Raw genomic sequence first — 20,799 nt, forward strand, 5'->3', positions numbered from 1 at the left:
CCCGCCGCGTTCAGTCCAGGGCGAGGGTGACGAGCCCGAGCTGGGCCGCCCGGATGATCAGCTGGACGCGGTCGCGGACCTCCAGCTTGGCCATGATCCGCGTGAGGTTGGCCTTGACCGTGGACTCGGAGACGAAGAGGTTCGCGGCGATCTCCGGGTTCGACTGACCCCTGGCCAGCAGCCGCAGCACGCCCAGCTCCCGCTCGGTGAGGTCGGAGCCGTCGGGGCTGCCGGGCTGCACCGAGGTGGGGCCCACCGTCGGCCGGTCCCGCTCGATCGAGGCGAGCAGCTTGGCCGCCACGGCGGGGGAGAGCACGGACTCGCCGCGATGGACGGCCTGAATGGCGCCCAGGATGGCCGGGGGCTCCGCGTCCTTGAGGAGGTAGCCGCCCGCTCCGGCGCGCAGGGCCGGCACGAGGTAGTCCTCGGACGTGAACGTGGTGATCGCCAGGACCCGGATCGCGGGGTGGGTGTCCTTGATCCGGCGTGTGGCCTCCACCCCGTCCATCAGGGGCATCTGCATGTCCATCAGTACCACGTCCGGCTCGATGGCGGCGCACGCCTCTACGGCTTCGACGCCGTTGGCGACCACACCCACGCAGGTCATGCCGGGGGCAGAGCCGACGAGCACGCGGAGCGCGCCGCTCATGAGCGGCTGGTCGTCGGCGATCAGGATGCGCAGCTCTTCGGACACGCAGGTCAGCGTAACCGGTGCTGTGGCGCATGCCACCTTGTCGGCGTCGGGGCGAGGCCGGGGTGCCCGCTGGCCGTCATCTGCGCCATGCCGCGGTGCGGCCTGTGCGCGGCGTGCACCATTTGTGACGGCCGTCATACATACTGGGGCCATGAAGACTCCCGCTCTCCTCGCTTCCGCTCTCCTTCTCGCCTCCACCCTCGTCGGCGCTCCGGCCGCCGCCGCCTCGGCGGCCTCGGCCGAGGACGACGTCGTCACGACCCTGGGCCTCGGCAAGGGCGCTGCGGAGTGGACCTGCCGCCACTTCGGCATCTGGTGCGACTGACCCCGGGGCGGTCCGCCCCCGATGCCTGATTCGAGCCCATCGACCCCCTCCGTCCGGAGCGGCGCGCCCTCCCGGGCGCGCCGCTCTTCGGCGTGGCGTCAGGCGCGCAGCCTGCGGTGGCGCGCGTTCTGGGCCGCGGCGCCGCTGAGCCGCGTCTACCTCGCCTTCGGGTCCGCGTTCCTGCTCGCCTCGACCGCGTCCGACCTCGGCCTGTTCGGCACGGGCCTCGGCGCCATCCCGGTCCTGGACGGGATCGCCATCGCGTCGGCGACCAGCGCCTTCCTCGCCCAGTGGTGGCGCAGCACGGTGGGCTTCGCCCTGCTCCTGCCCGGGGCCGTCGCGACCGCCGCCGGCGGTTCCGAGGTGCTCTTCGCCGTCGTCGCGCCCGTGGTCCTCGGGGCCGTCGCGGCGACCGCCCGTTCCTGGGGGTTCGTCGTCACGGCCGCCATCCTGGCGCTGACCTGGGGCGTCGCCCAGCCGTTCGCGGTGGGTCAGGCGAACGCGACGTGGTTCATCCTGCTGCTCATGTCCATGGGCCTCGGCGGCGGGCTCTTCATCCGGGAGAGCCTGGCCCGGCGGGAACGGGACCGCCGCCGGGTGTTCGAAGCGGAGGAGCGGGCCCGGCTGGCCGCCGAGGCCGAGCGTCGCTCCCTGGCCCGCGACCTGCACGACGTGGTCGCGCACAACCTCACGATCATCTCGATGCAGGCCCGGACGGCACGCTACCTCGGCACCCCGGAGGCGGCTCAGGGCGTGCTGGACGTGGTGGGGGACTCCGCGAAGGACGCGCTGCGGGACCTGCGGCGCATGCTCTCCATCCTCCAGGAGGACGGGATCGTGGACCCGAGCGGTGAGCCGGGCGCCGCGGGGGGCGCGGACGGGGCGACGTCCGCGGATCCGGTGCTGTCCGTGGCCCGCCTGGCCGAGGAGCTGCGCAGCCTCGGAATGACGGTGGAGACGGACGTCCGCTGCGACCAGAACGCGATGCCGATCTCCGCGCGGTCCACCCTGCACCGGGTGCTCCAGGAGGCCACCACGAACGTCGCCAAGCACGCCGGCGAGGGCGCACGTGTGCGCATCGAACTCCGTGACGCGAGGTCGGACGTGGTGCTCGCGGTGGAGAACACCGTCACCGAGCGGTCCGGCCTGCCGCGGTGGAACTCCTCCGGTGTGGGCCTGAACTCCATGCGGGATCGCGTGGCCACCTTCGGCGGCACGATCGAGGCCGGGCCGGGGGGCTGGGGGTGGCGGGTGCGCGCGGTGCTCCCCCGGTCCGTCTGACTGAGGCCGGCGCCGTCGCAGCCGCGGCCCACCCTCATGTGACATGCCTCACATCAGGGCCCGAAAGTCTGCACCTTCCGCCACTGTCGGGGGCGCCGTCGTCCCTCCTAGAGTGGGTCATGCCCCATTGAGACGGTGCACAGTGCGAATCACGAGCCGGGATACATGCCTGAGGGGATGCGGGCCTCGGACGTGGTTCCGAGAGGGACGATGGCCATCCGGCCATCGTCCTTTCTCGTTGTCGGGCGTGCTCAGGCGGGCTCGGTGCGCGACGGCTCCGGGGTGACCGTGCGGACGAGGGGACGGGCTGCCGTCCGGCCCAGTGCCATGAGCACGGCGGCCGGGAATCCGATCACCGGGATGAGCATCGGCAGGATGCCCGCCGCGCCCTGCGTGAGCACCACCAGGCCGTAGAGCATGCCGATCAGCGCGTACGCCAGCACGTGGACCCACTGGTTGAGCACGTGCCGGAACGCCCAGTTCACGAGCAGGCACAGCGGCAGCCCCACCACCAGCCCGGCGACCCCGACCACCGTCAGCAGCGGTGTCAGGCTGCCGAAGGCCTGCAGGTCCGGGACCACGGCCAGGACCGCCACCACGGCGGCCATCACGAGGTTGGGCAGCAGCCAGGCCACGAGGAACCCGTTCAATCCCATGCGCAGCTGCGGGCGGGGGCCGGAACGGGCCGCGCGGCGGCGGGCACGGGCGGCGGACGCGACCGGGGCGGGGGTGGTCATGGCGGGAACTCTCCGGGAGGGGGATCGACGACGTCGGGCGGGTCCCCACTGTAGTGGGCCGGGCTGGACGGGCCCCGGGAGGGCCCCCGGGTCAGGCCCGCCGGTCGCCGTCCACATGGAAGGCCAGGTCCTCGACGCCGGGGAAGGACTCGATCTCCTGGAACGCGTCCCAGGCGTCGCTGTCCGCCTCGGCGTCCGCGGGCAGGGTCACCGTCAGGGCGCCGATCTCCCCGTCGATCACCTGCAGGCGCAGCTCGAGCTCGTGTCCTCCGGCGGATCCGGAGGCGAAGCGGCCGCGGACGGGCCAGACGCAGTCGTTCGGCACCGCGCGCCGGACGTCGTCGTCGGTCTGGACGACGAGCGGCACCCAGTCCGGGACCTCGCCGGCTTCACGGATGGCCTCGGCCACCGAGGCGACGGTGCGCGCGTGCGGCAGCTGGGAGCGCAGCGCCTCAGCCCCGGGCAGGTCCCGGCCCTCGGACAGCGCCGGGTCGAGCAGGGTCTCGAGCAGCACGCGCACCTCGACCGGCAGCTCGGCGGTGGCCTCCGACTCGACCTGGTCGACCGTGTCCTCGTCCAGGCCGGCGGGTCCGGTGACGGCGAGTTCGACGGCGTCGCGGCGGGTCCGGCGGGCGTCCTCGTTGGCCAGCAGCATCGCCAGTGAGGCCGCTGCGGCCAGCGCGACGCGCGGGGCGGGGACGCCGACCCGCTGGAGCCCGCGCACCACGGCGCCGTCGATCCGGTCGTTCAGGCCGGCGGTGCGCAGCGCGACCGCCGCGGCCGCGCCGCCGACGGCCAGTCCGCCGAGCCCGCGCAGGGCGCGCGCGGCGGGGGAGGGGACCACCTCACCGTCGGCGATCGCCGCGGTGTGGAGGGCGCTGGCGGTCTCGGCCGCGAGGAACGTGCCGCTGACGGCGGCCTCGAGCTCTGCGAGGGCCCGACGCTCGCGCCCCCGGCGGGCGTGTGGATCCAGCAGGGTGAGCCCGCCGACCGCGGCCGCCGCCGCCAGCCCGTAGAGCCGGCCGCCCGGGGCGAGGGCGCGCTGGCGCAACGCGGGGAAGACGGCCTCGACGCCGTCGACGGGAACGTACGACGCCGAGTGGTGGACCTCGCCGGAGGCGGGACGGGCGGGGGAGGGGAGCTTCATGTCCCCAGTGTGGCGCACCGCCCGGCTCAGGACGAGTCAGCGGCCCCCGCGCGCGCTCATGCGGAGCGCAGGCCGCCCTGCCACAGGGCGGCGAACGGCGTGCGGCCCTCCACCGCCTGCGCGATGCCGGCCCGCACGAACTCCTTGGCACGGCGCGCGGCCTCGAGCGCGGTGGCGCCCTTGGCCAGCTCGGCGGTGACGGCGGCGGCGAGCGAGCAGCCCGCACCGGAGACGCCGGACTGGCCGATCTTCGGGGCGGAGAGCACCTCCACGGTGTCCCCGTCCACGAACACGTCCACGGCGTCCGGGCCGGGCAGGTGCATCCCGCCCTTGGCCAGGACGGCCGCGCCGGAGATCTCGTGGATGCGCCGAGCGGCCGCCGTCAGGTCCTCGACCGAGCGCACGGTCATGCCGGAGAGCTGCTCCGTCTCGAAGTGGTTCGGGGTGGTGAACGTGGCCAGCGGCAGCAGCTCGGCCTTGAGCGCCTGGTCCGTGTCCAGGGCGTGGCCCGGCTCCTGGCCCTTGCAGATGAGCACGGGGTCCAGGACCACGTGGTCCCACGCGGCGCGGCGCAGGGCCGCGGCCGAGGTGCGGATGACCTCCGGGGAGCCCTGCATGCCCAGCTTCACGGCGCGCAGCCGCTCCGGGTAGTCGCCCTGGATGGCGTCGAGCTGCTGCTGGAGGATCTCGGTGGGCACGGGGAAGAAGCGGTGGTTCCAGTCGTCCTCCGGGTCGAAGGAGACGATGCAGGTCAGCGCCACGATGCCGAAGACGCCCAGTTCCTGGAACGTCTTGAGGTCGGCCTGGGCGCCGGCGCCGCCGGTGGCCTCGGACCCGGCGATGGTCAGGGCGAGCGCCGGGGCGGAGGCGGAGTGCTGGGGGGAGTGCGCGGTCTGGGGCATGCGCCCATGGTAGGACCGACCACGGACGGGAAGCGCCCGACAGCCGGCGGTGTTCACTGGGGAGCCAGGGTCCTCGGACCCGGAGCGTCCGCCCGGGCGCCCCGAGCGACCCGCGAAGGAAGGGGACGGACGGGCTCGAGCTCCTCACCGGCACGGGTCTGGCCACCTCGGCCGGGCTCAACGCCTACATCCCCCTGCTCGCCCTGGGTCTGCTGGACCGGTTCACGGGGCTCGTCGACCTGCCCGCGGGCTGGACGTGGCTCTCCGCCGACGCCTCCCTCTGGATCCTCGGCGTCCTGCTCGCGCTCGAGCTCGTCGCGGACAAGATCCCCGGGGTGGACGCGGTCAACGACGCCGTCCAGACGGTCGTGCGCCCCGCGGCCGGCGGCATCATGTTCGCCTCCGGCGTCGGCGCCGAGGACGTCTCGGCGGCCGGCCTCGTCGCGGCCGCGCTGTTCCTGCCGGTGCTGGTCGCCGTGCTGGTGGTCGCCGTCGTCGTGGGCCTGTGGCTGCTGGCCCGGCGGTTCCGCGCTCGGCAGACGCGAGGCCGTGCCGCGGCCGTGCCGGGTCGACCAGAATGGACGGCATGATCCTCATCAACCTGAAGTTCACCGTCCAGCCCGAGCGTGCCGACGAGTGGATGGACGCCGTCGCGAAGTACACCGCGGACGTGCGTTCCGAGCCCGGCAACCTGTTCTTCGAGTGGTACCGCCCGGTGGAGGGCGGCCCGAACGAGTACTTCCTGCTCGAGGGGTTCACGGACGAGGGTGCGCAGGCCCACGTCGCGTCCCCGCACTTCCAGGAGGGCCTGGACGCGATGCGCCCGCTGCTGGCGAGCACGCCCCAGATCATCTCCGAGCAGGTCGGCGCGGAGGGCTTCGGCCCGATGGGCGAGCTGCAGATCGACTGAGCCCGCTTCCGGCCGGGGGGGAGGCGACGGCGCCCGCGTCACGAGCGTGACGCAGGGCGCCGTCCCTGTATCCGGAGTCACACCCTGGCTACGGTGAGCGCATGAGCGCCGAGCAGAACAGCACCCAGACCCCCGGCCACCGCGCCGCCCACGTCCCCGCCGGCCAGGATCTCGGCCACCGCTGGTCCACCCGCGAGGCCGATCACGACGATCCGGCGGACCGCCGCGCCGTCCGCCAGATCGCCGAGCTCGCCTTCGAGTCCACGGCCGAGGCCGACCTCGTGGAGGAGCTCGCCGGCGGTGCGGAGGGCTGGCTGCCCCAGTACTCCCTCGTAGCCATGACCGCCGTGATCCCCGGCACGGACCTGCAGTCGGACCCGATGGGCTACGGCACCCTGGTCCGGGCCCACATCGACGACGCCGAGGTGCTCGCGCTCGCCCCGCACGGCGTCCTGCCCGAGCACCAGGGCGAGGGCGCCGGCACCGCGCTCGTCAACGCCCTGCTGCAGACGGCGCAGGCCGACGGCGAGGAGGTCGTGGTGGTCTACGGCTGGCCCGAGTACTACGCGAAGTTCGGCTTCCACCGGGCCTCCGAGCACGGCGTGCACGCGGCCTTCGCCCGACAGCCCGAGGCGCTGCAGGTCCTCACGCTCCAGGACGGGGCCGAGGTGCCGGCCGGTGAGTTCCGCTACCCGCCCGCGTTCGGGGCGGAGAACGCGCAGGTCGTCGGCCGCTGAGGGCCCGGTCTCAGTCCAGGAGTCGGCGCACGGCGGCGAGCGTCCGTTCGGCCTCGGCCGGCTCGGCCGTGAGCCGCGCGATGACCTCCGCGAGGTCCGTGCGCAGGCTGGCCTCGGCGTCGTCGGCCGGGGCGTGGAGCCACGCCCGCAGGGCGCGGTTGTGGACGGCCACCACGGCCGCCGCCAGCCCGACGGCGATCCCGCCGCGCACGGGCGTGTCCGGCAGGGCCGTGGCGAGCCAGCCGGAGAACAGCTCCGTGTAGCGGTGCGAGGTGAGCAGCTCGCGCGTGCGCAGCGCCTGGGAGCCGCGCAGCAGGCGGGAGCGCGCCCGGGCCCGGTCCGGATCGGCGGTGTGATGCCGGAAGACCTGGAGGACTGCCTCCTCCAGGGCCTCCCGCACGCCGAGGGAGGTGCCGCGCAGGAAGTCGTCCAGGCGGGCGAGCAGCGCCGCGTGGTCGGCGAAGACCACCTCCTCCTTCCCGCCGAGGTGGCGGAAGAAGCTGGCCCGGCTCATGCCGGCCTGGCGGGCGAGCTGGTCGGCCGTGACGGCGTCGTAGCCCTCGCGGTCCAGCAGGTGGATCAGGGCGGTGAGAGTGTCCTCGGCGGGCGTCGTCATGCGGGCCATGGTGCCACGGGCGCGGCTCAGGAGTGAGACTGCGTCTGATTCTGTGAGATGGCGTGTCAGTCGGTGTAGGGTGATGACAGACACATCCATCTCTCCGACCCCGCCCGGGAGGCCACCATGACCGAGACCCTGCCCACCGTCGAGCCCGAGTACGACGTCGCCACGCCGCTGGACACCGACTTCTACCTGGCGCTCGCAGACGTCTCCGACGCCGAGAAGGACGTGTGGCGTCGGGCCCGCGCCTTCGCGCTCGAGCCGGACGTGCTGCCCCGGATCCGGGAGGCGTGGGACCGCCACGAGTACCCGCTGGACCTCGTGGCCCGCCTGGGGCAGGCCGACCTGCTGCGCGACGGCGTCCCCGTGGACGGGCTGCCCGACGTCTCCCGCGTGGCCGCGGGCCTGGCCATGATGGAGCTCTCGCGGCTGGACGGCTCGATCGCCACGATGACGGGCGTGCAGGGCGGTCTGGCCATGCGCTCGATCCAGCTGTGCGGCAGCGAGGAGCAGCGTGCCGAGCACCTGCCGGCCATGGCGCGCGGCGAGCTCTACGGCGCCTTCGCGCTCACGGAGCCGACCCACGGCTCCGACTCGGTCTCGCTGGAGACCCGCGCCGAGCGCGTCGACGGCGGCTGGCGGCTGCACGGGCACAAGAAGTGGATCGGCAACGGGGCCGCCGGCGGCGTGACCGTGGTGTGGGCGCGCAGCGCCGAGGACGAGAAGGTCCGCGGGTTCATCGTGCGCCAGGAGTCCGAGGGCTACACGGCCGAGGTCATCAAGGGCAAGGTCGCGCTGCGGGCCATCGACCAGGCCCACATCACCCTCGACGGCGTGTTCGTGCCCGATGCCGACGTCCTGCCCGAGGCCCGCTCCTTCAAGGACACCTCCCGCGTCCTCTTCGCCACGCGCGTGGGGGTCGCGTGGTCCGCCCTCGGGAAGGCCGTGGGCTGCTACGAGGCGGCGGTGCACTACGCGGGGCAGCGCGTCCAGTTCGGCCGGCCGCTGGCGGCGGCCCAGAGCGTGCAGACCCGCCTGGCCGAGATGCTCTCCCAGCTCACCCAGGTGCAGCTGCTCGTGCTGCGTGCGACCCGGCTCGAGGACGAGGGGCGGCTCACCGGGCCGATGGCGTCCCTGGCCAAGTACTCGGCGACGCGCGCCGCGCGGTCCATCGCCGCGAACGCGCGCGACCTGCTCGGTGGCAACGGCATCCTCATCCAGAACGAGGTGGCCCGCCACTTCGCGGACATCGAGGCGATCCACACCTACGAGGGCACCGAGACCGTGCAGGGGCTGATCATCGGCCGCGAGATCACGGGGGTCGGCGCGTTCGTGTGAGATGACGCGAGCGGGGGGCGGCGTGAGCCAGAGATTTCTGCTGGTACGCACGCCCCCCTGCCGCCGATTCGTCTGGCTCGGTGGCCGATTCGTCTGGCTCACGCAGGCAGAGGGAGCCGCAGGTGGGCGGCGAGGTCGCGCAGCAGGGCGTCGAGACCGCGCCGAGTGAAGACGCTGGCGGTCACGCGCAGCACGATCCACCCCTCGGCCTGCATCCGGCGGTCGCGCTCGATGTCACGGCGCCACTGCCGCGGGTCCGTCCGGTGATGATCGCCCTCGTACTGCACGCAGACGCGCGCCTCCCGCCACACCAGGTCCGGCCGGACGGTGGACCCGTCACTCAGCAGAAGCAGCGGATTCACCTCCGGCCCTGGTACGCCCGCGTCGGTCAGCGCCAGTCGCAGGAGCGTCTCGGCCCTCGAATCCGCGCCGTCCCTGAGCAGCGGCAGGGTCGCCCGCAGGGTCCGCGTCCCTCGCCGCCCACGGACCCGCAGCACCTCCGCCTCCAGATCGCGCACGGTGCACCGTGGATGCTCGCCGGGGCGACACCGGCCCGCCGGGCCGTCAGCCCGTTGCAGCAGGCTGTCCCCGGCGGCGACGACGTCGGCCAATGGCAGACCCAGCTGCGCCAGGGCCGCCCAGGTGGCGGCCGGCGTCGTGATCCGCACCCCGGCACGCACCAGCACGGGGTCCTGCGGGTGCAGCTCATGCCCGACGACGCCGCTGCGGCGCGGCGCCCCGCCCTCGGCCCGCGTGCGCGCCAGATGGATGGGGCCGCGTTCCCACTGCCGCGGCAGCCACATCCCCCAGAGGCGAGCGGCGGTGGCGTGGGTGGCCGCGGTGCCGGGGTTCGTCCGCTGGAGGGCGCGGACGACGTCGGCCAGTGAGGGCTGACCCCCGGCGAGGTGCCGCAGCCCGTGGTGCGGGGCGTCGAACCGGGGGCCGCGCAGCTGCGAGGCCGTCAGACCGGCCTGCAGCCCCGCGGCGACCGGGAAGACGGGGCTGAGGGCGTCGTCGTCGTGCGGAGGAGGGGCGACCATGCCGCCAGCCTCCCCGTCCGTGGGAGGACCCGGTGCCGCGACGGCGAGGGCCGTGGAGGGCGAGCCGGGCCGGCGGCCCTGTGCAGGAGCCGCTGAATCGTCTGGCTCACGTCCCCCACGCGTCCGGGCGGCGCTGAGCCAGACGAATCGGTCGTGACAGCCCCCTCAGAACAGCAGAAACGTCTGGCTCGCGCCCGTCGCAGCGTGCTGGCGCGTGCCGTCACAGCGTGTCGGCGCACCCGGCTCCCCTCAGCCCTTCGGGGCGTAGTACCGGCCGAGGGTCTCGGCCTTGAGCTCGGCGAGCGTGCCGTCCTGCATGGCCGCGCGGATCCGGTCCACGAGGGAGACCGTGAACCGCTCGTTGTGGATGGAGAGGAGCGTGTGCGCCACCATCTCCTTCGCCTTGAACAGGTGCCGCAGGTACGCGCGGGAGTAGTGGGCGCACGTGTAGCAGTCGCACTCGGGATCCAGCGGGCCGAAGTCGCGACGGTACTTCGCCCCGGGCAGGTTGAAGCGCCCGTCGCGGGTGTAGAACGCGCCGGTGCGGGCCACACGGGTGGGGGAGACGCAGTCGAAGGTGTCGGCGCCGTTCTCGACGGCGGTGAACAGGTCGTCGGGCTCGGAGATGCCCAGCAGGTGGCGCGGCTTGTCCTCGGGCAGCTCCTGCGCGCACCAGCCCACGATGGTCCCGAGGTTCTCCTTCTCCAGGGCCCCGCCGACGCCGTAGCCGTCGAAGCCGGACGCCACGCCGTTGAGCTCCCCCGCGGCCGGGAACTCGGCCCGCATCGCCGCGAGGTCGCGGCAGGCCTTGCGGCGCAGGTCCTCGTACTGGGCGCCCTGGATCACGCCGAACAGCGCCTGGTACGGCCGCGCCGCGCGGACCCCGGTGAGGCGGGCGTGCTCGTCGAGGCAGCGCTGGGCCCAGCGGCGGGTGCGCTCGAGCGCCTCCTCCTGGTAGCCGCGGGAGTTGTGCAGGGTGGTCAGCTCGTCGAAGGCGAACATGATGTCCGCGCCGAGGTTGTGCTGGATGCCCACGGACACCTCGGGGGTGAACCGGTGTCGGTCCCCGGTGAGGTGGGACTTGAACCAGACGCCGTCGTCGTCGACGTTGGCCAGGCGCTCCTTGCCGGGGGCGACGGCGTCGTCGGCGCCCTGCCCCTCGGGCGCGCCGGGGCCCTTCATGTCGATGACCTTCTTGAATCCCGAGCCGAGACTCATCACCTGGAATCCGCCCGAGTCCGTGAAGGTCGGCCCGGGCCAGTTCATGAACGCGCCGAGGCCGCCGGCCTCGTCCAGGAGGTCGTCCCCGGGCTGCAGGTACAGGTGATACGCGTTGGCCAGGAGGGCCTGCGCGCCGAGCTCGGCCATCGACTCCGGCAGCACCGCCTTGACCGTGGCCTGCGTGGCCACCGGGATGAACGCCGGGGTCTGGATCCGCCCGTGCGGCGTGGTGATGACGCCCGTGCGGCCCAGCGGGGCGCCGTCGTGCCCGGGGGTCTCCAGGCGGTGGGTCACCTCGAAGCCGAAGTGGTCCGGGTGCGCGGGAACGGCGGGGGGCTGCGGGGTGTCGGGCATGGGATCCAGGGTAGTGGGGGCGTCCAAGCGGGGAGGCGGGGTGGAGCGGCGTGGTCCCGAACGGGATGTCCCTGTCGGGAGTCCTCAGAGGCGAGTACACTGGACATCACGGGACGCGCTTCGGCGTCTTCCGTCCAACCGGACCCCCGCCTTCGAGCGGGGGTTTCGTGTGTCTGCGTTCAAGGGGTCCAGACGTAAGAGTGCTGACGGATCTTGTTCAGCGATCGGCCGATGGCGTTCATTCGGCGAACGGCATCGCGGTGGCGCTCAGTGACATGGCGGCGGCGCTGCTCGAAGTACGTCAGGACGTCCACGGCCTGCAGCAGGCGGCTCTGGTTCGAAGGGCCGAAGTACATCGTGTCCAACAGGTGGTCGAGTGCTCCGTCGGAGAGGCCCTGGACCGAGGCGGCTCGCATGCGTCGGTAGGTCAGACGGCTGTCATCGCGGAGGTGGTGGTCATCGGCGATCACCAGGAGGCCGTCCGCACGCAGGGACGTCCTCCGGTGCACGCGGTTCAAGAGCTGAGCGGACACCACGATGTGCGGTTTGGCGTCTTCCCATCCAGGCCGCTGACGCAGCCTGTCGACGTCGACACCCTGGAAGCCGAACCACGGGGTGTGCGCGGCGATGAGTTCGACGGCGCGTTGGCTGGCCCATGCGCGGACGCCGACGGGGGCGGCAGTCCAGTCGTCCTTGCCGTTAAACACCGCAGGCCATGGAACTCGAGCTGCTCCGGCACCGCCTGCGGGTGGTCGGCTCGGAGCTGTGCATGGAGCTGGTCCAGGTCCCTTGCCTGCCTGTCCCTCAATCAGTCGCTTCAGACTCTTTCCCACTTGTCGCTGAGAGCCGACCCTGGTGGTCGAGTAGTGCCCCATAGAGTGGTGTAGCGCACGGTGACTGGGCACGTCGTTCCGGATGTGGACGCGGCCACCGTGTGATCCTTCGAGTCAACCTTCCACAGAATCCTCGAACGGAGTCATCACGATGACCGCTCCTCATATTGTCGACCCTGCCGGCCTGCTCGGCGAAGCCCTGTCCGAAGCATCCCCGGATTTGATGCGTTCGTTGCTGCAGACCGTGATCAACTCCCTGCTCTCCGCTGACGCCGACGCGGTGGTCGGCGCCGAATGGGGTAAACCCACCCCGGGCCGAGCTACCCAGCGCAACGGGTACCGGCACCGGGACCTGGACACCCGGGTCGGGACCCTGGACGTGGCGATCCCCAAACTCAGGTCGGGCACGTACTTCCCGGAGTGGCTGCTCGAGCGCCGCAAAAGGGCCGAATCCGCGCTGATCACGGTGGTCGCCGACTGCTACCTGGCCGGGGTCTCGACCCGGCGGATGGACAAACTGGTCAAGACCCTCGGGATCAACGCGCTGTCGAAGTCCCAGGTCTCGCGGATGGCCACCGAGCTGGACGAGCAGGTCGAGTCCTTCCGTCATCGCCCGCTCGGGGAGGCTGGGCCGTTCACGTTCGTGGCCGCCGACGCGCTGAGCATGAAGGTCCGCGAGGGCGGCCGGGTGGTCAACGCCGTGGTGCTGCTGGCCACCGGGGTCAATGGTGACGGCCACCGCGAGGTCCTCGGCCTGCGGGTGGCCACCTCGGAGACGGGGTCGGCGTGGAACGAGTTCTTCGCCGACCTGGTGGCCCGGGGCCTGACCGGAGTCCGCCTGGTCACTTCCGACGCCCACACCGGGCTCAAGGACGCCATCGCCGCGAACCTGCCCGGAGCGACCTGGCAGCGGTGCCGGACCCACTACGCGGCGAACCTGATGGGCATCACCCCCAAGTCCATGTGGCCGGCCGTGAAGGCCATGCTGCACTCGGTGTATGACCAGCCCGACGCCGCCAGCGTGGACGCCCAGTTCGACCGGCTGCTGGACTACGTCAGCGAAAAGCTGCCCGCGGTGGCCGAACACCTCGATGGTGCCCGGGCGGACATCCTGGCGTTCACCACGTTCCCCAAGGACGTGTGGACCCAGATCTGGTCGAACAACCCGGCCGAACGGCTCAACCGCGAGATCCGGCGTCGCACCGACGCCGTGGGCATCTTCCCGAACCGGGCAGCGATCGTGCGCCTGGTCGGGGCGGTGCTGGCTGAGCAGACCGATGAGTGGGCCGAGGGCCGCCGCTACCTCGGCCTCGAGGTGTTGGCCCGCTGCCGCCTCACCACCGTGGACGACACCGGGAACGAGGTGAACGCCGAACCGGAAACCACCCTCGAACTCAGCGCCTAACAGCACCAATGGAGGATCAGAGCGTTACACCACTACTCGGGACTTGACCGGTGGTCGCGGGACCAGCGGTCGCCAGCGGCGTCGGTGAAGGTGAAGGCGGTCACCCGGAACCGTTCGGCGTTGGTCAGCGGCCGGGGGACCACGTCCAGTTCATCCGCCTGGACGCCGTAGCCCCACTCGTTCTTGCTCAGTTCGAAGTAGGTGCGTCCTGGAGGCAGCATGGCGGCGGTGAGATCGGGAACGGGATACTTCGACGCCACCGTGGCCCGTGCCCCGTAGACCGGGACCTGGGAGGAGTTCTCCACGGCGAGGAACCAGCGCCGCGTGGGTGGGGCGCCGAACTCGTCATTGATCCGGGCGGCGACGCACATCCACGCGGCGACCTGGCGTGCCTGTTCCTGCTTTTCGCGCAGGTCCTGCCGCTCGTCGCGGCCCTTCTCGATCTGGCGCAACCGCCACGACTCCACGGCGGACCATGCCGCGGCCAGGAGCGCCAACACGGAGACCACGAGGGCGATGACGTTCGCAGCGTCCATCAGAACATCTCCTCCTGCGCAGTGGAGAAGTCCCGCTTGATCGTCTTGGGAACCTTCCGTTCGGCCGGGGTCGGTTCGGGGAGTTCGTTCGCCGGGATCAGGTCTCCGGCGAGGATCTCGTCCAAGAGGTCTGCCTGGTCACCGCCCAGTGACACGGTCTCGGTCAGCACTCGGAGCAGATCGAGCAGCTCGTCGTTCCACTCGTCTGCCCACTCAGTGGGGCGGATACGGTCCAGCGGGGTGGCCGCCTTGCCGGCGGCGCGGCCGATGCCGGTGGCCGTCCTGGCGCCGAGCCACTTGTCCAGGATGTTCATGCCGGACACGGTGAAGGCCCTGACCTCCGGGCTCACGCCGGTGACGACGCCGTCCCCCACCGTCAGACGCTGGGTGGCAGGGTCGTAGGACACGGCCCGCGGGGAGGCAGGCAACGCCGTCACGGGGGCTTCCCAACCCAGGCCAGGAATGCGGGGTACGCGGCCGGCGGGGCGATCTGCACCGGTGAACCGCTCCCCGTAGGTCTGCAGCCACAGCAGACGTTCACCCAGCTTCACGGCACGGGTGAACAGGTCAGGGTCGGCAGTCAGCGGCACGCGGACGGGGCTGCCCTCCAGGGCTTCGTCGAACCGCTGGACGTAGGCGTCGTGGCCGGCGACGCCCATGACATAGGCGGCCAGGTCTTCCGGCGTGACCTCTCGGCCGTAGCGCTCCCCCAGCAGCGGGAGCAGCCCGCCGGTGACGTTGGGCTGAGCGGCTTCAGCGTCCCGGTAGAGGGGGATGACGTCCTTGCCGCCGTAGGAGCCGACGAAGTAGTGCTTGTCCGGCACGGCCGTGGCCACGGTCACGGCGGGGCCACCGCTGATGCGGGCTGTCCTAGGGGAGACAAAGAACAGCTGGCGGTCCGACAGCGCTTGCCAGAGTGCGGGGCTGTCCGTCTTCGCCAACCGGGGGTCGTCGAAGGTCCACTGGCGGTCGAAGGAGCGCCACGCCACCCGTGTGATCGGCCGGTGCTCAGCGTCGGCGGGCAGCGCCGCCAAGGGGGTCAGGCCGCTCACGGCGGTGTGGATGGTGCGCCCAGAGTGGCCCGTCACATACTTCTCCGCACGGGCGTCCGCGGACGGGTCAGCCAACAGCTCTCGCCACCGCCGTTGCAAGGTGTCCTGATCCGGGGCCACGGGCCAGGCGCGGTTGTACATCATCCCCGGCTGCTGCCAGGGGAAGAGGTCCGCCAGGGCGGGCATCGCCGCCCAGTCCTCCCCGCCGCTGGCCGGTGCCAAGGGGTCGCCCGCCCCACCGGGCAGGCACTCCCATGTGCCGTCGTCGGGATCCAACCGGGCCACCTCGTCCAGGGCCGCGAACTTCTCCGCGCGCGTGCCCCGGAAGCGCCGGTAGTACACGGACGCTTCCCGGGCGGCCTTGCCGGTGCGCACCAGAGTCACGATCGCCACCGGGGTCTGGATGTCGAAGACGTTCTCCTCCTGGCGTGCCCCGCGGCCCTCGCCGCCAAGGTCCATCACCCAGATCTCACTGGCCGTCCGACGGGCCAGATCGCGCAGACCCACAAAGGCCGGGCCGGTCAGCCACGAGGACGCCGTGATGAAGGAGATGATCGCCTGGTCCCCGGGGTCCTGCTGGAACGCCTTCCAGATGGCCCACCGCCAGAAATACGGCTCTCCTGACGCTTCCGTGGGTGTTCTGGCGAGCCGTTGACGAGGGCACGCCGCTCTCTGCCTAGGTTTCTGGCTGTTGAGGTCAGTTACCTGAAGGGCGGAGAACGGCGTGCGGAACGCAAGCCTATGGCGGTCCTTGCTGGGCGTCGAGAAGACGGTCGTGGAGGGCATCGAGTTCGATGAGGACGACCAGCTCCTGGTGGCTCATGTCCGTCCCCGGGCTCGAGTGCGTGGCCGGTGCGGGCGGTGCGGGCGCAGGTCGCCCGGGTACGACCGTGGCGAGGGTCGGCGGCGGTGGCGGGCGCTGGATCTGGGCACGGTGCAGGTCTACCTCGAGGCCGACGCCCCGCGGGTGGCCTGCCGCGAGCACGGTCCCACGGTGGCCGCCGTCCCGTGGGCCAGGCACGGGGCCGGTCACACCGTGGTGTTCGACGAGCAGGTGGCCTGGCTGGCCACGCAGTGCTCCAAGTCCGCGGTCACCGAGCTGATGCGCATCGCCTGGCGCACCGTCGGGGCGATCATCACCCGGGTCTGGGCCGACGTGGAGGCCCTCGGCGACCGGTTCGCCGGCCTGCGACGGATCGGCATCGATGAGATCTCCTACAAGAAGGGCCACCGCTACCTCACGATCGTGGTCGACCACGACACCGGCCGGCTCGTCTGGGCCGCCCCGGGCCGGGACAAGGCGACCCTGGCGGCGTTCTTCGAGGCCCTCGGGCCCGACCGGTGCGCCGAGATCACCCACGTCAGCGCCGACGGGGCGGACTGGATCGCCGCCGTGGTCGCCGAGCGGTGCCCGAACGCGGTGCGGTGCGCTGATCCGTTCCACATCGTCAAGTGGGCCACCGAGGCCCTGGACGAGGTCCGTCGCCAGGCGTGGAACGAGGCCCGTGGCGCGGTCCGGCAGCGCCGGGCCGGGCGGGCCGGCGGGCACGCCAAGGCGCTCAAGCACGCCCGGTACGCGCTGTGGAAGAACCCCGAGAACCTCACCACCCGGCAGCAGGCCAAGCTCGCCTGGGTCGCCAAGACCGACCCGCGCCTGCACCGGGCCTACCTGCTCAAGGAAGGACTGCGCCTGGTCTTCCAGCTACCCGCCGACGAGGCCGAGACGGCCCTGGAACGCTGGATCGGCTGGGCCCGACGTTGCCGCATCCCCGCCTTCGTCGAGCTCCAACGCCGCATCGTCAAGCACAAGGCCTCGATCCTCGCCGCGATCGAGCACGGCCTGTCCAACGGACGTATCGAGTCCGTGAACACGAAGATTCGGCTCATCACCCGCGTCGCCTTCGGCTTCAAGTCCCCCGAAGCCCTCATCGCCCTGGCCATGCTCAACCTCGGCGGCCACCGACCCGTCCTACCGGGCCGGAAATGACCCACGGATCAGTCAGGAGAGCCAGAAATACACGTACAGGTTGTACAGCGAGGCCTGGGCGGAGAAGATCACCCCCTGCTCCTGGGCGGGGCCGATCACGTCGTCGAACAGCGCGTCCTCGCCGTCCCCGTGCTCCACCCAGCCGCCGGTGCCGGAGGTCACCCGGTCATAGGGCGGGTTGCCGATGGCCACGGTGATGCGCCGGTCCCGCTTGATCCGGCGGGCCGCCTCGGCGGCCTCGGCGAGGACCCGCGCGTCGCCGAACAACCCCTCCGCCATGCCCGCCGACGGGTCCTCCAGGGTGTCCGTCAGGTACACGCCGATCTCCTCCGCCTGGAAGGCGTGACCCTGCGCCTCAGCGAGCCGCTGACCGATGCGCAGGTGCGCCACCGAGTATGGGCCGGGCAGCAGCTCGAAGGCCAGCAGGTTCTTCGTGAGGTTCTTGGCCACCTGGGCCACCCCCGCCGGGCCGCGTTCCTCCCGGGCCGCTGCCTCCGCGCGGTCGATGACCGCCAGCGGGTAGGTGCCGGAGCCCGTCGCGGGGTCCAGCGTCACCACCGAGGGGGCGCCGAAGCCCAGGGTCTGACCGAAACGTTCCCGCAGCAGCGCGTCCACCACGCGCACCTGGCACTGCACCACACTGATCGGCGTGTAGTAGACACCCGCGCGGTTACGGGCGGCCGGGTCGTAGCGCTGGAGGAAGTCCTCGTAGAACCACAGCCACGGCTCACCACGGGAGTCCGTGGAGCGCTCGATGGCGGCCACGTCCATGCTGGACACCAGCCGCATGATGGCCCCGACCTCCGGGGCGATGTACTCCATGAGCGCCGGGATGCCGATGATCGGTCCGAGGGACGCCGCCAGAACATTGCGGTGGGCCGTCTCCAGGGCGTGCTTGGCCTCCTCGAGCGTCACCACGCCGTCGGCGTTCCGGTCCGCTTGGCCGGAGAGACCGGCGATGGCCATGGAGTAGGCCACCACCTGGGCGACGTCGCCCGCGAACTGGGCGTCCGTGGTCGTGTGGTGCACCGTGTGGTCCCAGGCCGCCTTCGCCTCCCGCACCGAGCGGTAGTTGTTGGACAGGCCTTCCTGGAGGCGCTCTCGAAGGAAGCGGGCCAGCGGGGCCAGGCGGTCCGCGAGCTGGCCCACTCGGGTGATCGGCCGGGGCTGGGCCAGGGTGAACTGTTCCAGGACGGTGCGCAGGCGGTCCGCGTCCCAGCCTGCGACGCCGTCGACGGGCAGGAACGCGGTGTCCACAAGGGAGCCGGAGACATAGAGGGCGATCTCGTCTCCGTTCGAGACGAGCAGCGCGTCCAGCTGGGAGAGCAGGTCCCACTGGCCCTTCTCCCGGCCGCGCCACTTCTCTCCGATGACCGTGTGGCCGGGTGCCTTGAGTTCCACCCATCCGCAGGGGCGACCGTCGATCAGGGCGGCGAAGTCCGGGCGCACGCCGTCGAGCTGGGCCTCTCGCAGCAGGCTGAGGTCCCCAAGCCCGGTGACGAAGGAGAACGCGCGCAGGAACTCGGAGACCGGGACCGTCAGCTGCGCCTCCGGCTCGGCGGAGACCCCGCTCGTGGAGGCGAGCCGCACGTCACGGGCGTACGTCTCAGCGAGCTGGGCGAGGGGTGCGTCGATCATGTGTCCTGCCTTGCAGTGAAGAGGGTGGCGCGAGTCACTCTATCCAGACGGGGCGTGCTCGACTGGGCTGACACCGCGGAGGCCGGCCTCGCCCCGCTCGTGGCGAGAAATCTGGTCGGGCTCGCCGGCGCCCTCGTCCTCCTCGCCGTCAGCCGCCGGGACACGCCCTCGGTCCGCCAGCTGGACCCGGCCGCCCCGGCTCAGCCCAGCACCTCCCGCGCCACCGCGCTCGCCACCACCAGGTCCTGCCAGGGCATGCCCGTGGTGACGAACAGGGCGGGCGCGCCCTCCCGACGACGCGCGGTCCCGGCCACGAGCTCGGCCAGCGTCACCGTGTCCTCGATCCCGGCGAGGGCGCCGGAGGCCACCGCGAGGGTCACGTCCCCGGCCTCGCGGGCGGCCGAGTCCCGCGACTCCACCGCCACGGTCGCGCGGCGGGCCAGGGCGTCGTCGGTCTCGCGGGCGTCCGTGGTGTGCGAGCCCATCGCCACGACCGTCGCGTGCTCCGGCACGAGCGTCCCGTCGAACAGCGGGGCCGTCGCGGCCGTGCACGTCACCACGACGTCCGCCTCCGCCACGGCCTCCGGGCCCGCGGCGCTCGCGGTCACGCCCAGCTCCGCTTCGCTGCGCGCGGCCAGGGCGGCGGCCCGGCCGGCGTCGCGGCCCACCACGGACACCCGTTCCAGCCCGAACACGTCCTGGAACGTGAGCGCGTGCTCCCACGCCTGCACGCCCGTGCCGAACACGACCAGGTGCCGGGGCGAGGCGTCCGCGAGCAGCCGCACCCCGAGCGCGGACACCGCGGAGGTGCGCAGACCCGTGAGCTCGACGCCGTCCAGCACGGCCCGCGGCGCCTGGCCGGGGCTGCCCGGGGCGCCGAACAGCACGTAGACGCCCTGGATGACGGGCAGTCCGCGCTCCGGGTTGTCCGGCGTGAGGGTGAGCAGCTTGGTGCCGACCTCGGTCCCGCGCGTCGAAGGCATCTGCAACAGCTGCCCGGCGGCGGTGGCCACGCGGGTGCGGGGGGCGTCGGCCTCCGGGTCCAGGCCGGCGGCGAGGGCCGCCTCCAGTGCGTCCACGGCGGCACACGGGCTCAGGGCGGAGCGCACGGCGGGGCCGTCGATCCAGGGCAGACCGGGGGCGGTCGAGATCGGGGTGCTCATGGCCCCACCCTACGGAGGGGCAGGACGGGGCAGGGCGTGCGAGACGCCCGGCCCGACCTGGCCCCGGCGCGAGGTGCGGCTCAGCCGAACAGCGTGCGGAAGTTCGCCAGGATCCGGCGCGGGTGCTCGGGGTCGACGGCGGCTAGCCCCGCCACCGTGGGCTCGTACTCGCCCGGCGCGAAGTACCCGTGGTCGCGGTAGATCTCGAGGCGCTCGAGGATCCCGGCTTGGTCCAGCTCCGGGTGGAACTGGGTGGCGTACTGGCGGGTGCCGAGCCGGAACATCTGCACGGGGCAGTCGGCGCCCGCGGCGAGCAGCACCGCGCCGGGCGGCAGCGCGCTCATCGCCTCCTTGTGGCCGAGGTACGCCGCGAACGTGCGCGGGACCCCGGCCAGCAGCGGATCTGCGGCACCCTCGTCGGTGAGCGTGACCTCGACGGGCGCGGCCGATTCGCCGTACGCGTTGTCCACGACGCCGCCGGCGTGCCGGCCCAGCGTGCCGACGCCGTAGCAGCAGCCGAGGAACGGCAGGTCGCGGCGCCGGACGACGTCGAGCATCCGGCCCAGCTCCGCCTCCACGGCGCGCTGCACGGGGGACTTGGTCTCCTCGGGATCGGAGCCCGTGAACGGGCTGCCGGGCAGGATCACGGCGGCGACGTCCGCGAGCTCCGCCTCCCAGTCCAGGCCGTGCGTGGCCACGTCCGGGCGCTGCACGACGCGGTCCAGGCGCAGCACCCGCAGCCGGCCCTCCGGATAGCCGCCCAGTCGCTGGACGGCCTCGACCTCGGCGGCCGCGGCGTCGTCTTCGGGGCGCGTCTGGACGAGGAGGAACGGCCGCGGATGCGGGCTCGGGACGGCGCCGGTCGGGGTGGTCATCTCGG

21 protein-coding genes are annotated in these 20,799 nt (G+C 72.5%); 8 read left to right on the plus strand and 13 right to left on the minus strand.

What is annotated here, in order from left to right; genetic code table 11:
- Positions 1-10: 10 nt before the first annotated feature.
- Positions 11-694: a response regulator gene (locus MLUT_RS13035; protein WP_010079513.1), complete on the minus strand. Its 684-nt coding sequence runs from the start codon at positions 692-694 to the stop codon at positions 11-13.
- Between the two features lie 151 nt (positions 695-845).
- Between MLUT_RS13035 and MLUT_RS23880 the strand changes: the two genes are divergently transcribed.
- Positions 846-1,019 (plus strand): hypothetical protein, encoded by a 174-nt coding sequence (locus tag MLUT_RS23880; RefSeq protein WP_010079512.1) that lies wholly within the window; start codon positions 846-848, stop codon positions 1,017-1,019.
- Between the two features lie 21 nt (positions 1,020-1,040).
- Positions 1,041-2,300: a sensor histidine kinase gene (locus tag MLUT_RS13040; protein WP_010079511.1), complete on the plus strand. Its 1,260-nt coding sequence runs from the start codon at positions 1,041-1,043 to the stop codon at positions 2,298-2,300.
- A gap of 251 nt (positions 2,301-2,551) precedes the next feature.
- Here MLUT_RS13040 and MLUT_RS13045 read toward each other — a convergent pair whose 3' ends face one another.
- From MLUT_RS13045 to MLUT_RS13055, 3 genes are all read right to left on the minus strand, one after another.
- Positions 2,552-3,037, minus strand: a complete 486-nt coding sequence (locus tag MLUT_RS13045) for a hypothetical protein (protein ID WP_010079510.1) — start codon at positions 3,035-3,037, stop codon at positions 2,552-2,554.
- A 91-nt stretch (positions 3,038-3,128) separates the two neighbouring features.
- Positions 3,129-4,184, minus strand: a complete 1,056-nt coding sequence (locus MLUT_RS13050) for a hypothetical protein (RefSeq protein ID WP_010079509.1) — start codon at positions 4,182-4,184, stop codon at positions 3,129-3,131.
- 56 nt (positions 4,185-4,240) lie between these two features.
- On the minus strand, positions 4,241-5,086 hold the full coding sequence (locus MLUT_RS13055) for a hydroxymethylpyrimidine/phosphomethylpyrimidine kinase (RefSeq protein WP_010079508.1): 846 nt from the start codon (positions 5,084-5,086) through the stop codon (positions 4,241-4,243).
- Positions 5,087-5,142: 56 nt separating this feature from the next.
- Between MLUT_RS13055 and MLUT_RS23535 the strand changes: the two genes are divergently transcribed.
- From MLUT_RS23535 to MLUT_RS13070, 3 genes are all read left to right on the plus strand, one after another.
- A complete protein-coding gene (locus MLUT_RS23535; protein ID WP_272941355.1) occupies positions 5,143-5,676 on the plus strand; it encodes a DUF4126 domain-containing protein in 534 nt (177 codons plus the stop codon).
- Positions 5,673-5,996: a putative quinol monooxygenase gene (locus MLUT_RS13065; RefSeq protein ID WP_010079505.1), complete on the plus strand. Its 324-nt coding sequence runs from the start codon at positions 5,673-5,675 to the stop codon at positions 5,994-5,996. The genes MLUT_RS23535 and MLUT_RS13065 overlap by 4 nt, the downstream gene beginning before the upstream one ends.
- Positions 5,997-6,097: 101 nt before the next feature.
- On the plus strand, positions 6,098-6,733 hold the full coding sequence (locus MLUT_RS13070; RefSeq protein WP_010079504.1) for a GNAT family N-acetyltransferase: 636 nt from the start codon (positions 6,098-6,100) through the stop codon (positions 6,731-6,733).
- A gap of 10 nt (positions 6,734-6,743) precedes the next feature.
- Here MLUT_RS13070 and MLUT_RS13075 read toward each other — a convergent pair whose 3' ends face one another.
- Positions 6,744-7,349: a TetR/AcrR family transcriptional regulator gene (locus MLUT_RS13075; protein WP_012750720.1), complete on the minus strand. Its 606-nt coding sequence runs from the start codon at positions 7,347-7,349 to the stop codon at positions 6,744-6,746.
- Positions 7,350-7,475: 126 nt separating this feature from the next.
- Here MLUT_RS13075 and MLUT_RS13080 point away from each other — a divergent pair, with 126 nt between their 5' ends.
- Positions 7,476-8,690: an acyl-CoA dehydrogenase family protein gene (locus MLUT_RS13080; RefSeq protein WP_012750721.1), complete on the plus strand. Its 1,215-nt coding sequence runs from the start codon at positions 7,476-7,478 to the stop codon at positions 8,688-8,690.
- Between the two features lie 98 nt (positions 8,691-8,788).
- Here the strand turns inward: MLUT_RS13080 and MLUT_RS13085 are convergent, their stop codons facing one another.
- The 3 genes from MLUT_RS13085 to MLUT_RS13095 all read right to left on the minus strand — a co-directional run bounded on the left by MLUT_RS13085 (position 8,789) and on the right by MLUT_RS13095 (position 12,012).
- The gene (locus MLUT_RS13085) at positions 8,789-9,730 is read right to left on the minus strand and encodes an endonuclease domain-containing protein (protein WP_012750722.1); all 942 of its coding nucleotides are present in this window, start codon (positions 9,728-9,730) and stop codon (positions 8,789-8,791) included.
- Between the two features lie 249 nt (positions 9,731-9,979).
- Positions 9,980-11,305 (minus strand): tRNA guanosine(34) transglycosylase Tgt, encoded by a 1,326-nt coding sequence (gene tgt / locus MLUT_RS13090; RefSeq protein ID WP_012750723.1) that lies wholly within the window; start codon positions 11,303-11,305, stop codon positions 9,980-9,982.
- Between the two features lie 179 nt (positions 11,306-11,484).
- On the minus strand, positions 11,485-12,012 hold the full coding sequence (locus tag MLUT_RS13095; RefSeq protein ID WP_012750724.1) for a DUF3800 domain-containing protein: 528 nt from the start codon (positions 12,010-12,012) through the stop codon (positions 11,485-11,487).
- Between the two features lie 277 nt (positions 12,013-12,289).
- Here MLUT_RS13095 and MLUT_RS13100 point away from each other — a divergent pair, with 277 nt between their 5' ends.
- Entirely contained in the window at positions 12,290-13,543 is a 1,254-nt protein-coding gene (locus MLUT_RS13100; protein WP_010078638.1) for an IS256-like element ISMlu1 family transposase, read from the plus strand.
- A gap of 32 nt (positions 13,544-13,575) precedes the next feature.
- Here MLUT_RS13100 and MLUT_RS13105 read toward each other — a convergent pair whose 3' ends face one another.
- A complete protein-coding gene (locus tag MLUT_RS13105) occupies positions 13,576-14,079 on the minus strand; it encodes a hypothetical protein (protein ID WP_012750725.1) in 504 nt (167 codons plus the stop codon).
- The gene (locus MLUT_RS13110; RefSeq protein ID WP_160113777.1) at positions 14,079-15,917 is read right to left on the minus strand and encodes a type ISP restriction/modification enzyme; all 1,839 of its coding nucleotides are present in this window, start codon (positions 15,915-15,917) and stop codon (positions 14,079-14,081) included. Before MLUT_RS13110 ends, MLUT_RS13105 begins: the two co-directional genes overlap by 1 nt.
- Between MLUT_RS13110 and MLUT_RS13115 the strand changes: the two genes are divergently transcribed.
- On the plus strand, positions 15,856-17,118 hold the full coding sequence (locus tag MLUT_RS13115) for an ISL3 family transposase (RefSeq protein WP_010079362.1): 1,263 nt from the start codon (positions 15,856-15,858) through the stop codon (positions 17,116-17,118). The genes MLUT_RS13110 and MLUT_RS13115 overlap by 62 nt on opposite strands.
- 12 nt (positions 17,119-17,130) lie before the next feature.
- Here MLUT_RS13115 and MLUT_RS13120 read toward each other — a convergent pair whose 3' ends face one another.
- The 3 genes from MLUT_RS13120 to MLUT_RS13130 form a co-directional block, all read right to left on the minus strand.
- Positions 17,131-18,756: an N-6 DNA methylase gene (locus tag MLUT_RS13120; RefSeq protein WP_041779771.1), complete on the minus strand. Its 1,626-nt coding sequence runs from the start codon at positions 18,754-18,756 to the stop codon at positions 17,131-17,133.
- Between the two features lie 200 nt (positions 18,757-18,956).
- A complete protein-coding gene (locus tag MLUT_RS13125) occupies positions 18,957-19,919 on the minus strand; it encodes an ornithine cyclodeaminase family protein (protein WP_012750726.1) in 963 nt (320 codons plus the stop codon).
- An 80-nt stretch (positions 19,920-19,999) separates the two neighbouring features.
- The gene (locus MLUT_RS13130; RefSeq protein ID WP_012750727.1) at positions 20,000-20,794 is read right to left on the minus strand and encodes a glutamine amidotransferase; all 795 of its coding nucleotides are present in this window, start codon (positions 20,792-20,794) and stop codon (positions 20,000-20,002) included.
- Positions 20,795-20,799: the final 5 nt, after the last annotated feature.

It is taken from the genome of Micrococcus luteus NCTC 2665 (genome assembly GCF_000023205.1).
In the GTDB taxonomy this organism is placed as follows: Bacteria; Actinomycetota; Actinomycetes; order Actinomycetales; family Micrococcaceae; genus Micrococcus; species Micrococcus luteus.

Coding starts and splice junctions, on each gene's coding strand:
- MLUT_RS23880 (WP_010079512.1), top strand. CDS start 846: ATGAAGACTCCCGCTCTCCTCGCTTCCGCTCTCCTTCTCGCCTCCACC.
- MLUT_RS13040 (WP_010079511.1), top strand. CDS start 1,041: ATGCCTGATTCGAGCCCATCGACCCCCTCCGTCCGGAGCGGCGCGCCC.
- MLUT_RS13045 (WP_010079510.1), bottom strand. CDS start 3,037: ATGACCACCCCCGCCCCGGTCGCGTCCGCCGCCCGTGCCCGCCGCCGC.
- MLUT_RS13050 (WP_010079509.1), bottom strand. CDS start 4,184: ATGAAGCTCCCCTCCCCCGCCCGTCCCGCCTCCGGCGAGGTCCACCAC.
- MLUT_RS13055 (WP_010079508.1), bottom strand. CDS start 5,086: ATGCCCCAGACCGCGCACTCCCCCCAGCACTCCGCCTCCGCCCCGGCG.
- MLUT_RS13065 (WP_010079505.1), top strand. CDS start 5,673: ATGATCCTCATCAACCTGAAGTTCACCGTCCAGCCCGAGCGTGCCGAC.
- MLUT_RS13070 (WP_010079504.1), top strand. CDS start 6,098: ATGAGCGCCGAGCAGAACAGCACCCAGACCCCCGGCCACCGCGCCGCC.
- MLUT_RS13075 (WP_012750720.1), bottom strand. CDS start 7,349: ATGACGACGCCCGCCGAGGACACTCTCACCGCCCTGATCCACCTGCTG.
- MLUT_RS13080 (WP_012750721.1), top strand. CDS start 7,476: ATGACCGAGACCCTGCCCACCGTCGAGCCCGAGTACGACGTCGCCACG.
- MLUT_RS13085 (WP_012750722.1), bottom strand. CDS start 9,730: ATGGTCGCCCCTCCTCCGCACGACGACGACGCCCTCAGCCCCGTCTTC.
- tgt (WP_012750723.1), bottom strand. CDS start 11,305: ATGCCCGACACCCCGCAGCCCCCCGCCGTTCCCGCGCACCCGGACCAC.
- MLUT_RS13100 (WP_010078638.1), top strand. CDS start 12,290: ATGACCGCTCCTCATATTGTCGACCCTGCCGGCCTGCTCGGCGAAGCC.
- MLUT_RS13105 (WP_012750725.1), bottom strand. CDS start 14,079: ATGGACGCTGCGAACGTCATCGCCCTCGTGGTCTCCGTGTTGGCGCTC.
- MLUT_RS13110 (WP_160113777.1), bottom strand. CDS start 15,917: ATGCCCTCCACGACCGTCTTCTCGACGCCCAGCAAGGACCGCCATAGG.
- MLUT_RS13120 (WP_041779771.1), bottom strand. CDS start 18,756: ATGATCGACGCACCCCTCGCCCAGCTCGCTGAGACGTACGCCCGTGAC.
- MLUT_RS13125 (WP_012750726.1), bottom strand. CDS start 19,919: ATGAGCACCCCGATCTCGACCGCCCCCGGTCTGCCCTGGATCGACGGC.
- MLUT_RS13130 (WP_012750727.1), bottom strand. CDS start 20,794: ATGACCACCCCGACCGGCGCCGTCCCGAGCCCGCATCCGCGGCCGTTC.